The sequence below is a fragment of the Sorangium sp. So ce385 genome (assembly GCF_051474135.1).
Classification (GTDB): Bacteria; Myxococcota_A; Polyangia; order Polyangiales; family Polyangiaceae; genus Sorangium; species Sorangium cellulosum_D.
This window is the reverse complement of record NZ_CP150337.1, coordinates 1,363,917-1,378,155: the sequence shown is the minus strand read 5'-3', so window position 1 is coordinate 1,378,155 and position 14,239 is coordinate 1,363,917. Positions and strand designations below refer to the sequence as shown.

10 protein-coding genes are annotated in these 14,239 nt (G+C 71.6%); 5 read left to right on the top strand and 5 right to left on the bottom strand.

Features of this window, described 5'->3' with window-relative positions; translation table 11 throughout:
• Positions 1–352 precede the first annotated feature (352 nt).
• The 3 genes from WME83_RS05160 to WME83_RS05150 are packed head-to-tail and all read left to right on the top strand — an operon-like array spanning position 353 to position 3,103.
• The gene (locus tag WME83_RS05160) at positions 353–595 is read left to right on the top strand and encodes a hypothetical protein (RefSeq protein WP_437318137.1); all 243 of its coding nucleotides are present in this window, start codon (positions 353–355) and stop codon (positions 593–595) included.
• Positions 596–602: 7 nt separating this feature from the next.
• Entirely contained in the window at positions 603–1,652 is a 1,050-nt protein-coding gene (locus WME83_RS05155) for a hypothetical protein (RefSeq protein WP_437318136.1), read from the top strand.
• Complete coding sequence (locus WME83_RS05150; RefSeq protein WP_437318135.1) at positions 1,649–3,103, top strand: hypothetical protein; 1,455 nt, start codon at positions 1,649–1,651, stop codon at positions 3,101–3,103. The genes WME83_RS05155 and WME83_RS05150 overlap by 4 nt, the downstream gene beginning before the upstream one ends.
• 57 nt (positions 3,104–3,160) lie before the next feature.
• Here the strand turns inward: WME83_RS05150 and WME83_RS05145 are convergent, their stop codons facing one another.
• Positions 3,161–7,018, bottom strand: coding sequence for a protein kinase domain-containing protein (locus WME83_RS05145; protein ID WP_437318134.1), 3,858 nt, complete (start codon positions 7,016–7,018; stop codon positions 3,161–3,163).
• 359 nt (positions 7,019–7,377) lie between these two features.
• On the opposite strand from WME83_RS05145, the gene WME83_RS05140 reads away from it, so the two are divergent.
• Entirely contained in the window at positions 7,378–9,015 is a 1,638-nt protein-coding gene (locus WME83_RS05140) for a cell wall anchor protein (protein WP_437318133.1), read from the top strand.
• A 64-nt stretch (positions 9,016–9,079) separates the two neighbouring features.
• Here WME83_RS05140 and WME83_RS05135 read toward each other — a convergent pair whose 3' ends face one another.
• From WME83_RS05135 to WME83_RS05120, 4 genes are all read right to left on the bottom strand, one after another.
• Positions 9,080–9,595, bottom strand: coding sequence for a hypothetical protein (locus WME83_RS05135; protein WP_437318132.1), 516 nt, complete (start codon positions 9,593–9,595; stop codon positions 9,080–9,082).
• A 32-nt stretch (positions 9,596–9,627) separates the two neighbouring features.
• Entirely contained in the window at positions 9,628–10,122 is a 495-nt protein-coding gene (locus WME83_RS05130) for a hypothetical protein (RefSeq protein WP_437318131.1), read from the bottom strand.
• A 149-nt stretch (positions 10,123–10,271) separates the two neighbouring features.
• The gene (locus tag WME83_RS05125; protein WP_437321964.1) at positions 10,272–10,883 is read right to left on the bottom strand and encodes a flavodoxin family protein; all 612 of its coding nucleotides are present in this window, start codon (positions 10,881–10,883) and stop codon (positions 10,272–10,274) included.
• 201 nt (positions 10,884–11,084) lie between these two features.
• Entirely contained in the window at positions 11,085–11,978 is an 894-nt protein-coding gene (locus tag WME83_RS05120; protein ID WP_437318130.1) for a sigma-70 family RNA polymerase sigma factor, read from the bottom strand.
• Between the two features lie 761 nt (positions 11,979–12,739).
• Here WME83_RS05120 and WME83_RS05115 point away from each other — a divergent pair.
• Positions 12,740–14,203, top strand: a complete 1,464-nt coding sequence (locus WME83_RS05115; protein WP_437318129.1) for an endo-1,4-beta-xylanase — start codon at positions 12,740–12,742, stop codon at positions 14,201–14,203.
• The last annotated feature ends 36 nt before the right edge of the window (positions 14,204–14,239 follow it).

Below are 14,239 nucleotides of genomic sequence, written 5' to 3'. Positions count from 1 at the left end.
ACGTGACACCGAGCGAGGCGCGCCGCTCGGCAGCGCTCCCTCGGCGACATCGAGGTTGGCTCTCTCGGACACGGCACATCGCGCGTGCGCGTGGCCCGGCGAGCCCCGATGCGCTCGCGCGCGAGCGCGTCGTCGGATTGCTGCTCTCCACGCGCCGTCTCTTGTGGTGGAGCACACTTTCACATAGAGGTGAGGACGTACGGCTCCGCTGGTCCGAGCGCGGGCTGCGCTGGGGGGAGGACAACGGATCTGCTTGAACGACTCTGGCTCTCGATGGCCGGAGCGCGCCTCCCCGACAGCCGGTCGTCGGCCCTCGCCGGCGCGGCCGTTCTGCCAACAAGAGGAGATCGATATGGTCCAAACCACGAGTTTTCCCCCGGGCGCGCTCTCTCTGCTGTATCACCTGGCGAACACCGAGGATGTCCGGGCTCGCTTCAAGGCGGATCCCTCCTCGGTGCTCCACGAGTTCGCGCTCTCACCGCAAGCGCAGCAGGCGATCAGGGCGGCTGGTGACGACCTGACGCCGGAGAACTGCGCCGCTGTCCTCGCCTTCGTCCAGAGCGAGGTCGAGCAGCGGCGCGAGCTCATGTGGTAGCAGCGCCATGACCTGGGCACCCTGCGAGACCGTGGCGCGGGTGGCTCCTCACGTACCCGGGGAGCTGGTCTCCCCGGGTGCGCTCGAGAGGATCCTCTCGCTGAGCCAGCGCCTGCCCCACGGGTGGGGCTCTTACTACATCGAGTGCCGCCTCGATCCGGGCGAGCAGCAGGTCGATTTCCTGGCCGGCGTGGGCGGGGAAGGTCGCGAGGAGCTGCACCGGAGCCTGGCCCTCCTGCTGCGTGAGGGGGAGCTCGACGCGCCGTCCTCGTGGCAGCGGTTCGCCGAGCTCTGCGCGGCCTGGCGCGAGCCCGGCTCCGAGCTGCACGCGCAGGTGCCCGCCCTCTGGCTGGAGCTCGACGGCGCGGGTCACCCGGCCCCCGCCTCCCCATCGCCCAGCTTCTGCGTGTGTGTCGCCCAGGAGTACCGCTCTCCTCGCACGCTGGCCGCGGACCCCGAACGCGCCTGGTCCGCGCTGGTCCGGTCGCTGCGCTGCCTGCTGCCTGGCGTGGAGAGCGCCACGCTGCGGCGCCTCGAGCGCACGGTCGCCGCGCTGCCGCCCGGCGGGCAGCTGATCCACCTCTCGGTGATGCTCGGGAGGTCTCCCGCCGCGGCCAAGCTGTACGTGGCCGTGCCCCGGCGCGAGCTGTCAGCCTACCTGCACGAGATCGGGTACCCCGGCGCGCTCGACGACGTGGCGGCGCTGACGCGCGAGCCGTTCCCGGAGGTGGAGCCGGTCTATCTCGATCTGACGATCTCCGACGCGGTGAGCTCCCGGATCGGGCTCGCGTTCTCCCAGCTCCACTTGCGCGGTCCGGGCCAAGCGACGCGCGACTGGGGTGGGCTCCTGGATCTCTGCGTCGAGCGGGGCGCGTGTTGTCCCGAGAAGCGCGCGGCGCTCGGCGCCTGGACAGGGAGCGAGCGCGTCTGTTTCGATGGCGAGCGCTGGCCTGTCCGGCTGCACCGCTACTTGGACGTCAAGCTCGTCGTGGCCGAGGGGAAGCCGCTCCTCGCGAAGGCTTACCTCGGGTTCCAGCCGCGGGCGGCGTTCCTGTGAGCGCTCCCGGCGCCGAGGAGGCGTGGCTCTCCGCCGCGCTGCCCCACGACGTCGACGTCGATCGCCTGCGGCCCCACGTCGATCCGGCCGAGATCGACCGCATGTTCGATGCGCTGTCCTGGCAGACGTTCGTGGCGTTGATCTGGCCGGTCGACCCGCTCGAGCGGCCAGCCCCCTCCCTGGCCGACGCGCGCGGCGTCCCGCGCTGGCGGACCTTCCGCAGCGGGCGTGAGCTCGCGCCGCCGCACGGGCTGCGGCCCCTCCCCTGGTCCGCCGCCCGCGACGCGAGCGGCGTCCCGGCGCGGAGCCCCGACGTCTCGGATGCGCGGTTCCGCTTCGTCCCCGAGCCGACCCAGGCCGACGGCAATGTCCTCTGGGACCAGAATGGCCACAGGGTCATGTACGAGGTCCTCGTCAATCGCGTGCTGTTCGAGTTCATCGTGAAGCACGGGCTCTACAGCGTCGAGGGGCAGCGCGCCTTCGCGCCGAGCCCCGTGTACATGCCCCCGGGGCTCCACTGGAACAAGTTCCCCCAGGGCGGGCAGGTGCTCGAGCGGGACCACGAGCGGTCGGGCGCGATCGCGCTGAAGCTCGCGTGGAAGATCCTGGGAGGCGGCGACGACCCGCGCCGCTTCTACACGCAATCGATCCCTGTCGAGGGCGACGACGGGCGAGTCCGGCGCGCGGACGCCGGGCTCGTGGGCATGCACGTGGCGCACAAGACGCAATCGAGCGCCAGCTGGGTCTGGTCGACGTTCGAGCACGTCGACGCGCTCTCGGCCGACGACGCGCTGACCGGGGCCGTGGCGCGGCCGATGTTCCGGGATCCGGGCGCGAGAAAGCCGGCCAACACCGTCCCCGAGCCCGACGCGGACGGCCGGCGCCGGACGCAGGTCGAGCGGATCGTCCCCGTCTCCGAGATGACGGAGTCGCTCAACCGGCAGTTCAGGGCGCGGCTCTCGGAGGTGGGCTCGGTGTGGCGCCATTATCGCCTGCTCGGGACGCAGCGGATGGCGCGGACCTCTTACTACCGTGAGCTCCACCCCATCCCTCGCTACCTGGCGAATCCGTTGTTCGAGACCTATGTGCCGCTCGAGCGCTCGAGCGCGCTGTGCGCCCACCGCGCCGCGACGCTCGCGGTGTCGCCCGGGGGGGCCGCTCAGGACGCCGACTTCGTCTTCCTGCTCAGGCGGGCTGCGGCCGCCTGGCAGAGCCTCCTCGAGCTCTCCGCCGAGGAGTCGGAGCAGCTGCGTCGAGAGTCGGTTGCGAGCCGCGCGCTGCCGCGCTGGCTCGCGGCGCGGCTGTCGGGGCGAGGGCTCGCCTTCGACGAGCGCGCGCAGCTGCAGTGCGTGGTGCCGGAGCTGGAGTGGCTGATCGCGGACGGCGCGCGAACCCTGGTCGTCCGGTCGGAGACCGGCGGCGGGACGGCGGTCTACGCGCCGCCGCCGTGAAGCCGAGCGCGCAGCCGGGCGCGCCCGACGCGCGCGAGCGCCTCGCCGCGCGGCCACCTACGCCCATGCGCTCGCCAGCCGGCAGGCGCGCACGATCTCAGGCACGCACGCCGTGTACCGCGCGCGCCAGGCGGCGTCGGGAATGGCCTCCACCCGCGCAGCGATCCCGCGCATCGCTTCGTCGAGCGCCGCCCGCGCCTCGTCGACCCTGCCGCCGGTCCAATACGCCTCCGCCAGCGCCACCCGCGCGTCGATCTCGACGTAGCCGCCTCCGCCCAGACACGCGAGCCCGGGCTCGATGCGGCTGGCCACACGCGCCGCCTCATCGCGGTCACCCAGCTGGATCAACCCGCGGACGAGCAACGCCGTCACCCAGAGCCGCCGCAGCGGGATGCGGGCGCACAGCGCATCCGCCTCGCGCGCCTGCCGCACGGCGTCGTCGTACGAGCCGCGCTGGAGGAGAACCTCTGCGCAGATCCCGTGGGCCCAGCCTCGGTATCCCACGCTCACCCCCGCGGCGCCGAGCAACGATCTGGCCATGTCGCTCGCTTCTCCCCATTTCGACGGATCCGAGCCGCGCGAGAGCAGCGCCGCCAGGTGCAATGCGGATTGGCGTTGCGCAAACGGGATCGCAATGCGCTGCGCCAGCGCCACGGCCCGCCGCAGCGTGGCCTCGCCCGCCGCCGGATCGCCGAGCTCGGCCTCGGCTTGGCCGAGCCTGTTCAAGGCCGTGATCTGGTTCCGGAGATCCTCGATCGCCTGGAACGCCTCCACCGCCTGTCGCGTCAGCTGGAGCTGCCGCCACGGATCCCGCTCGAAGGCGCGCACATAATCGCTGCGCCCGATGGCGAGCGCGCCCCTGAGATCGAGATCCAGGGCGGGCATGGCGGCCGCCAGCGCGTCCGCGCGATCGAGCAACGCTTTGCAGAGCTCGCGCCGCCCGTAGGTCTGGAGCAGCGACGCGGCGAGCGGCGCCCAGAGCATGTACTCCCGGCCCGCTTCCGCGTCCGGCTGAAACTCGACGAAGCGGTCGGCCGTCTCCATGAAATCGTCCTCTGCGTCGAGGACGAGCGACGCCCACGCGCGATGGAACAGCGCGATGCACGCCCACCGGCTCCCGCGCCCCGTGAGCGGCAGCGCAGCGGCGCCCGCCTGCTGCGCTGCATCGAACTCCGATCGCCAGCAATGCGCCATCGCCCGCAGCGCCATCAGGTTGCCGAGCGTTTCCCCGTGCGCGCCGCAGTCGACGCCGCGCTGCGCGCGCGCGAGGGCGCTCGCGAAATCCCCGCGATCGCACGACTGGCGGCCCGCGCGCAGGTAATGGCACGCGGCCTGATCGAGCGCTCGCCCGCGCTGGAGGTGCTCGGCCAGCACCACGGGATCCGGCTCCCCCGCCCGCTCCAGCCATTCCCCCGCCAGCCGGTGACCGAGCACCCGATCCCCCTCGGTCAGCATGGCATACGCGCCCTCGCGCAGGAGCGCGTGCCGGAACGAGAGCTCCTCCTCGGCCGGAAAGCGGCTCTCGCGGCGGCGCACCAGGATCTCCAGCGCCACGAGCGCCTCGAGCCCGGCGGCGACCTGGCTCCGGCGCGCCTCGCCGCCGACGAGCGCCGCCACCCCTCCAGCCCAGCAGACCTCTCCGAAGACGCTCGCCGCCCGCAAGAGCCGCCGCGACTCGTCGTCCAGCGCCCCGAGGCGCGACTCCACCATGGCGACCACCGTCCCCGGCACGTCCGGGCCTCTGCCCTCCGCGGTCCAGCGGATCAGCTCTTCCAGGTAAAACGCGTTCCCCTCCGACAGGCGCACGATCCGCGCGATCGCGTCGGCGTCCGCGCGTTCGCCCAGCACGTGCCGCGCGAGCCGCTCGCCCGCGCGCCGGCTCAGCTCGTTGAGCCGCAGCTCGTTCAGCCGCCGCCCCTCCCAGAGCCTCGGGAACAGCTCGCGCACCTCCGGCCGCGCCAGGGCGAGCACGAACAGCGGCCGATCCGAGAGGTCGCGCAGCGCCGCGTCGAGGAGCGACACCGTGGGTCGGTCTCCCCATTGCAGATCCTCCAGCACGACGATCAGCGGGCCGGCGGCGACGATGGCGGCGAGGTAATCGAGGAAGGCGGCGCGCACCTGGTCCGCCATGCGCTGCGCGTCGCGGCGCGCGGCCCGGAGCGGCAGGCTGTCCTCGTCCGGGAAGACAGCGCCCACGATCTCGCCGAGGAACTCCTCGACGCGCCGCCGGTGGCCGGGCGGCACCCGCGCCTCGATCTCTGCCGAGAGCTTCCGGCGCCGCGCCTCGATCGGCTCGCCCTCGTGAATCCCGCACGCGCTCCGCAGCGCCTCGCCCAGCATTCCGAGGGGCGAGCCGGCCCGCAGCGCGTCGCCGCGCACGGCCCACACCGACACCCGCTCGCCCTGCCCCCGGAGCTCCTGCAGGAACTCCTGCGCCAGGCGCGATTTGCCCACGCCGGGCGGCGCCGTCACCAGCGCCGCCTGCGCCGTGCTCTCCTCGATGCTCTCGAGCACGAGCGCCCGGAGCATGCCGAGCTCGCGCTCTCGCCCCACGCACGGCGTGGCCCTGCCGAGGAGCAGGCGCGTCCCCTCCGCCAGCGGGCGCTCGCCGTGCAGCGTGAAGGACCCCTCGCCTTCCCGCACCTCGAAGCGCGCGTCGAGCAGGCCTGCGACGACCTCGTCGATGATCACCGGGGCCTCCGGGGCAACGGGGCGCGCCGTGGTGCTCGCCAGCCGCGCCGCCCGGTCGATCGCCGGCCCCATCGACCGCGCCGTCCGCTCCCCCCGCCCCATGGCCAGCGCCACGCCCCGGCCCGCGGCGCACCGGCGCAGCGCGAGCGCGCACCGCGCCGCTTGCGCGCACAGGTCCGTCGCCGTCTCCTTGCCCGCCAGCATCACCACGGCCGACCCGTCGAGCAGGCGCTCGCTCCGGCCGCCGTGCGCCTCGGCCTCGCGCGAGACGGCCTCGTCGCCAGGCGCCAGGACCAGGGTCGTGTCCCCGCCGAACGCCCTCACCGCGGCGTCCGCCGCCGCGCTCACCACGATCACCGCCACGGCGCGCTGCTCGCTGCTCGTGAGCGAGGGCGAGGGGACCGAGCTCACCGCCGGTGACCGCGACGCATCCTCGAGCGCGCGCAGCGCCGCCGCCGCCTGCCCGCTCGCGGGCCGGTCCTCCCGGCGCTTCGACAGCATTCTCCGCAGCAGGTCGTCGAGCGCCTCGGGCACCCCGGTCCGCAGGGTTCGCAGGCTCGGCGTGTCCTCGAACAGCACCTTGGTCAGGATCGCCGCCGCGTGTTGACCCCCGAACGCAGGCCTGCCCGTCAGACACTCGAAGAGCACGCAGCCGAGGGAAAACACGTCCGCGCGAGCGTCGATGCACGCCTCGCCCCGCGCCTGCTCGGGCGCCATGTATCCGGGCGTCCCCATCAGCACGCCCGAGCGTGTCATCCGCGTCGCTTGCCCGAGCCGCGCGATGCCGAAGTCGAGCACCTTCACGCTGTCGAGGCGCCCACCTGGCAAGAACAGATTGCTTGGCTTCAGGTCGCGGTGCACGACGCCGCGCTCGTGCGCGAATCCGAGGATGTCCGCCACCGCGGTCGCCAGCGCCACGCTCTCGTCGATCTCGAGGGGACCGCGCGCGAGCCGCGCCGCGAGATCCTCGCCCTCGAGCCACTCCATGACCAGGTAGGGAGTGCCCTCGGCGCTCGCCCCGTGCGCCACGTACCGGACCACGTGGGGGTGAGACATGCCCGCGAGGATCTGCGCCTCTCGCTCGAACCTCGCCGCATCCTCTCCGTCGCGCTGGGGCGAGAGCTTCACCGCCACCGCCTCGCGCGTCTCCTGGTCGTGCGCCTTCCACACCTCGCCCATGCCCCCCGCGCCAGCGCGGTGCTCAAGGCGGTAGCGTCCGGCCAAGACCGCTCCTTGCTCCACGATGGCAATTATCCGTCGATGAGGCGAGGGATGTAAAGAGGCTCGCCTCGGCGCCCCCCGCGCGGCGGCACCGGCCGGCCGCGGCTGGATGCCGGGCCGCTGCCGGCGTAGCCCGCTGCCCGGCAGTCGAGCGTCGCCGGCTCTCTCGAGCCCCGCTCTCTCCGGGATCGCCGACCCGTGCAGATGCCAGTGCGACCACACGAATCCAGGGTACATGCACCCTCTCGAGCTCCCCATCAGGTCATCTGTAGCCGTCGCCGCCCGGGTTGCTTCCCATGCTTTTTGTGGTTTAGTTCCGTCTCTTGAAGAATTCGCTTACCCGAAAGGAAACAACATTGATCTTGAGGAATCTCAGCGCCAGAGCGCTTCTCGTCGCCTCGATTTCGCTGCTCGGATGGGCTGGCTGCATCTCCGTCGATCACCAGGACACGGACTTCGACGGTGACGACGCCGATGAAATGGGCGCGGCCGTTCAGCCGCTCTCGACGGTGACCTTCCGCTCGAGCTCGACGGCGACCGGGAAGAACGTGACCTCGTTGACGCTCGCGAAGCCGGCGGGCGTCGCGCAGGGCGACGTCCTGCTCGCGCGCATCGCCAACCGGAACCAGGTGGGCGCGGTGATCGCTCCGCCGGCGGGATGGACGGTCATCCGTTCGGATCAGAGCGCGTCCGCCGTCAAGTCGTGGGTCCTCTGGAAGGTGGCGACCGGCGCGGAGCCCGCGAGCTACGCCTTCGGCTTCGACGTCTCGGCCTACCTGGCGGGGAGCATCGTGGCGTTCAGCGGCGCCGATCCCGCGAGCCCGATCGACGCGGCGAGCGGCCAGAAGAACGGCAACTCCGCGACCCTGGCCGCGCCCCCGGTCACCACCACGGCGGCGAACGGCGTCGCGGTCTGGTTCGGTACGCAGGTCTGGACGGGCTCGTCCTGCCCGGCGAGCCCGATCGTGCCGCCGTCGGGCTTCACCGAGCCGTTCGACACGTGCCTGCTCTCGTCGTCGGCGGGCCTCCTGTTCGACGCGGCGTACAACCAGCTCGGCGCTGCGGGCTTGCAGCCGGCGTGGAGCGGCACCTCTCCGTTCGCCAACACGAACACCGCGCAGGTCGTCGCGCTGAAGCCCGCCGGCGCTCCGAGCTGCTCCGCGGGCGATACGTTCGCGAGCGCCTACACGACGGTCGGGAGCCTGACCGCGACGGACATCGTGGAGATGTCCGGGCTCGCCGCGAGCCGCGTCAACCCCGGCATCCTGTACGCGCACAGCGAGAACAACGCGAACTTCGTCGCCATCCAAAAGACGAACGCGGCGGTCGTGGGGAGCTATGTTGCCGGCGTGCTCCCCTGGGACTGGGAGGACATCGCGACCGGTCCGTGCCCGGCGGGGAGCTGCATCTTCATGGGGGACATCGGCCGCTTCAGCGGACGCCCGCCGCCCTACCCGACGACCTTCGCCGTGGTCCGCATGAAGGAGCCGAACCTCGCCGCGGGGGAGACGAGCGGCACGGTGTCCGGCGATCGGTTCCCCTTCCAGTACCCGGACACGCCGCAGAACGCCGAGGCGCTGATGGTGCACCCGACGACGGGGGACATCTACGTCGTCACGAAGGAGGGCACGACCGGGCTCAGCAAGGTGTACAGGTTCCCGAGCCCGCTGCCGGCGCCTGATACCCTGTCCACGCTGATTCACGTGGCCGACCTCCAGATGCCCCTCGGCCCGGACGAGAACTTCCGGTCGGTCACCGCCGGGGCGATCCACCCGTGCGCCGACCGGTTTCTGCTGCGCACCTACCGAGCGGTCTACGAGTACCGAGCGCCGGCCGGCGCGGGCTTCGAGGCGGCCTTCGCGGCGTCGCCCGTCGCGCTCACGGACACGGTCGAGGGTCAGGGCGAGTCGATCGAGTACGAGGCGGACGGCTCTGGGTATTTCACGATGACCGAACGGGAGGCCGCGCCATACCCGCTCAAGCGCGTGGCGCGCCAGTAGGCGCCGCGTCGAAGCGCCCGTCGACCAGCCGCGGTCGACGGGCGCGCGGGGCCGCGGGGCGGTTCTACGTTCTTTCGAACGAGTCCTCGTGGGACATCTTCACGTCGTCCAGGGTCAGGGACGACATGACGCTCTCGTAGCTCCGGAGCAGCATGCGGCACGAGACGGCATCCGCAGGATCTCCCACCAGCAGATCCTTGGTGGCGTCGTCCCAGATGTCCGGACCGCGATCCGAGCTCACCGGGATGGGCCTGTCCCGGCGGTTGTACTTGATCCGCTCCAGCTTCGTGTTCGGCACCCGGACCCGCTCCAGATCGGCCTTCAGGTGCGATATCGCCCTGGCAAAGCGCTCCGAGAAGCACCGGCTCGCCTGACACATCGTCCTGACCACCTCGTAGGCGCCCAGCGTCCACAGCCACATCAGATCCGAAGCGCGCGCCCTCGCCTCGTGGGGAAAGGCACCCTCGCCGGAGGCGCACGCGTCGAGCCCCTCGAGGATCTCCTTCGAGATCGACAGCAGGACCTGGTGCCGGCCGGACAGGTAGAACGAGAATGCCGCCAGCGGATGCCGGGTGGACATCTCTTCGCTTCGCGTGAGCAGGAGGGGTGTCGTCACGGCTCCGGCGGAGACGCGCGCAGCTCCTCGACGAGCTCCCGGAGCGCGCCCTCCAGCGCCGCCGGGTCGCTCGCGTCGATCTCCCATTCCTTTCGGCTGTAGTACTTCGCCGCGCCCCGCGGGGCGCCGCTCAGATCGAGGCAGTAGTCGAAGCCCTTCACGTCGCACGGACGCGCGTCGAAGGCGACCTCGTGCTTCGACTTGTTCTGCGGGAAGAGCAGCTGCAGCTTGTCGCTGCCGCGCAGCTCGTAACGGAACAGGGCATACGAGCCCTCGAACTGGGACGTGCGCCGGAAGATGCCGATCGGCTCGTCGGCGAGCATCACCATGAGCTCGATCTGGTCCGTGTCGTCCCTCGGAATCCGCTCGATCCAGAGGCGCCCGACCAGCGTCTTCGCGTCGGACCCGCGCGAGCCCAGGAGCCCGTAGCCGCCCGCGGCCGCCGCGAGGGCGAGCGCCGCCGCCGTCATCATCTTGGAAACGCGGTTCATGGACGGCATCCTACCCCGTTCCGGCGCCGGGCGGGGCCCGGAGCCGCGCGAAGCACCGCCGCGACGCCTCCGCCGTCCCGCGCTCGCGGCGGTCGGGCCGCCGCGGGCCCCGTCAGCTCGGCGCCGAGGTCCCAGCGGCGCCGCGCCGCTCACCGCGCGGGCGTCTGCCCGGTGACGAGGCGGCCGCACGCGAGCTGACGCGCGACCTCGGCGACGCGGCGGCCGAGGTGCTCGGCCGTGCGCAGATCGGCCTCCGGCGGGGCGACGTCGGGGCCCTGGTCGACGTTCGACTGCGCGCCGGCGCCGAGCCAGAAGCCGAGTCGATTCAGGTCCTCCTCCGATCCCTTCGTGGAGTTGTTCGCGGGCGGCAGGCCGAGATTGACCCAGTGCATGCCGTGCTGGGCGGCGAAGAGGGCGATCTGGATCAGCGTCGCCAGCTTGTCGCCGGAGCGGGAGCCCGAGTTGGTGAAGCCGGCAGCGAGCTTGTCCTTCCAGGCGAAGCCCCGGGCCATGACCGCGCGGGAGCTCGCTTCCTGGAAGGCCTTGAACGCCGCCGAGGCGCTCGCCATGGTGGTCGGCGCGCCGAAGATGATCGCGTCGGCGGCGGCCAGATCGCCCCAGCGCGCCTGCGCTTCCTCGACGGTCAGCAGCAGGGCCTCGGCGCCCTCGACCTGCTGCACGCCGGCTCGGACGGCCTCGGCCTGCCGCCCGGTGTGGCCGCGGCCGCTGTGGTAGACGACCGCGACGCGGACCCCCGGCAAGGGCGCTTCTCCGCTCGCCGCCGGCCGCGAGCCCTGCTGCGCCGTGCGCTGAATCGTGTGCACACTCAACGTACTTCCTCCTTGGCTGTCGCCGCCGGTCGCGAGCGCGTCCGGCGCGTCACCGCTCTGACGACGCGCGGCGAGGAAAGGTGACCGCCCCCCGCGCATCGCCGTTCGGGGCTGCCCGGCCCGCTCGGCCCGTCACGGCGGCGCGGCGTCGACGACCGCGAGCCGGAGCTGGCGGAGGCGGGCCGGGTCGCCGATGACGTCGATCGCGGCGATGCGGTCGCCCTCGACGGCGACCGCGAGGACGAGCTGCAGCCGCCCGCGCGGGGCGACGACGACGCCGACGGCGCCGTTCACGAGGGCGGGCCGGGCGAAGCGCGCCCGACCGGCGTTGGTGGCCGTCTCCTCGGCGACGCGCCGGGCGCCGCGCACCTCGGCCTCCGCGCCTCCCCGCAGCGCGGCGCGGTCGGCGCGCCGGACGACGTCGGGGGCCAGCACCGCGAGCAGCGCGCCCAGATCGCCGGTGCGCGAGGCGGCGAGGAAGGCCTCCACGACCTCCCGCTGCCTGGCGAGCTCGGCGGCGGGCGCGGCGGTCCCGCCGCGCACGCGGTGGCGGGCGCGGCTCGCCAGCTTCTTCGCGGCGGCCGGCGACCGGTCGACGATCGCGGCGATCTCGTCGAACGGCACGGCGAACAGGTCATGGAGCACGAAGGCGACGCGCTCGGCGGGCCCGAGCCTGTCGAGGACCACGAGCAGCGCGAGCCCGACGGCGTCGGCCAGCGCCGCCTCGTCCTCGGGGCCGGAGGGCCCCTCGCGGTCGACCCCCCGATCGAGCTCGCCGATCTCGGTGAGCTCCTCGCCCCGGCGCCGGCGCGCGCGCAGCATGTCGAGGCAGACGCGGCCGAGGATCGTGGTCAGCCATCCCGTCACGTTGGCGACGGCGCTGGCGTCGGCGCGGCTGGCGCGCAGCCAGACCTCCTGCACCGCGTCCTCCGCCTCGTCCACCGAGCCGAGCATGCGGAACGCGACCGCCCGCAGGTGGCTGCGGGCCCGGTCGAGCTGCTCGGCCAGCTCGGCCTGACTGATCATCGGTCACCTTTCGTCGTCGCGGCTCGTCATACACCTCGTGAGAGGACGGCGCAACGTCGAGAGCCGTCGTCGCGAGGTGGATGTCGAGCGCCCATCACGCTGCGGCGAGCCGTGGAGATCTCGACGCCGGATCCGCCGAGGGGCAAACCGGAAGAGCACGGCACGCAACGAGAGGAGAGACCGCAAGGGCGCAAGAGGCGCAAGAGGCACAAGAGGCGCAACGAAACAGAGATGGATTTTTATTCTTCTCTTGCCCTTGAGTCCCTTGCGCCCTCGCGGTCCTCTTCCCATGAAATCGATCTTCGCCGCGTTATCGAGCCATCATCGCTTTTCCGGGAGGGCGGACGGCGCGCTCCTCGTTCCGTCGAGAGCCCGTCAGTGCGACATGGCTGTACGGCAAAATCAGCTACACATGGCGATTGGCGCTCCTTCCACCCAAACACACATGACTGCAATATGGCTGTACGGCAAATCGTCGAACAAGAAGCTTGACTCCGGCGCGCGCTTGCGTGCTTTAATCTCATGACATGCTCGGGCCCATCTCGCACCGGGCATATCCGCGCAAGACTCGCCTCGACAGCCACGGTGTGACCGGGCATACGACCCGTGCAAATGGGTGCACGCGGTCGTGATGAACAAGCTCTGGCCGGGAATCATGCTGCCCCGGTCCATGGGCGGTGGGGCTCGCAGGCGCTTCTGGTTTACTTATCCACCTTGAACAGAAGCCTGAGACCCGTCCGTCCGGATCATGGAGAACCTTGATGCGTATCGATCGCTTGCTTGGCCCTGTGTCCCTCTCCTTCGTGTGCGGCCTGCTCGCCTGCGCCGTCGAACCAGCTGACCTGGAGGACAGCGAGGCGTACGAGTCCGCGGCGAGCAGCGCGGACAATACGATGAAGGCGGATCTCGCGCTCCAGTCGGAGTGGGGCAGCGGCTACTGCGCGAACGTGACGGTGACGAACACGAGCACCGGCCGGTCCACCTCCTGGGGCCTGGTCGTCGGGCTCAACGGCTCGACGCTGGCCAACCTGTGGAACGGGCGCTCCTCGGCCTCGGGCGGGCAGCTGAACGTCACCAATGAGGTCTACAACGGAACGCTGGACGCGGGTAAGTCGACGTCGTTCGGGTTCTGCGCGAACGGCACCGGGAGGCCGACGATCGTCTCGGTCAACGGCAACGGAGGCACGGGCACCGGCACGACCACCTCCTCGTCGAGCAGCTCGTCGAGCAGCAGCTCGAGCGCGTCGAGCTCCTCGTCGAGCAGCGGCACGGGCGGCGCCGGCGGCGCCGGCGGCTCGGGTGGCGCCGGCGGCTCGGGCGGCTCCGGCGGCTCGGGCGGCTCCGGCGGCTCCGGCGGCGGCACCACCGGGAAGTTCGTGGGCAACATCACGACGAGCGGCTCCGTGCGCAACGGCTTCGCGAACTACTGGAACCAGATCACGCCCGAGAACGAGGGCAAGTGGGGCGAGGTCGAGAGGTCCCGCGGCGCGCGAGACTGGAGCAGGCTCGACGCGATCTACAAGTACGCGAAGGACAACAAGATCATCTTCAAGCACCACGTGTTCGTGTGGGGTGCCCAGCAACCCAGCTGGATCGGCGGGCTCTCCGGCTCGGAGCAGCAGGCGGCCGTACGCGACTGGATGAAGGCGTTCTGCGCGCGTTACCCCGACACGAAGTACATCGACGTGGTCAACGAGCCGCCGCCCCACACCACGCCTTCCTACAAGAACGGCATCGGCGGCGACGGCGCCAGCGGCTACGACTGGATCGTCAACTCCTTCAAGTGGGCCCGCGAGTTCTGCCCGGGCGCGGTCCTGATCCTCAACGACTACAACAACATCGAGTACGAGAACGATCACCAGAACTTCATGCGGATCGCGCGGGCGGTGATCAACGCGGGCGCCCCGGTCGACGCGCTCGGCGCGCAGGCCCACGACGCCTACAAGATCAACACGAACACCGTGAAGGGGTACATCGACAAGCTCGCCTCGCTGGGCAAGCCCGTGTACATCACCGAGTACGACATCGGCATCGCGGACGACAACCAGCAGAAGCGGGTGATGGAGGAGCAGTTCACGATGTTCTGGAACCACCCCTCCGTGAAGGGCATCACGCTGTGGGGTTACATCGTCGGCGCCACCTGGCGGGACAACACGGGCCTCCAGCATTCGAACGGCACCATGCGGCCGGCCATGAGCTGGCTCATGAACTTCCTCGGCCGCTGACGAGCCGCCGCCCCGGCCGCCGAGCCCGGTGATCCG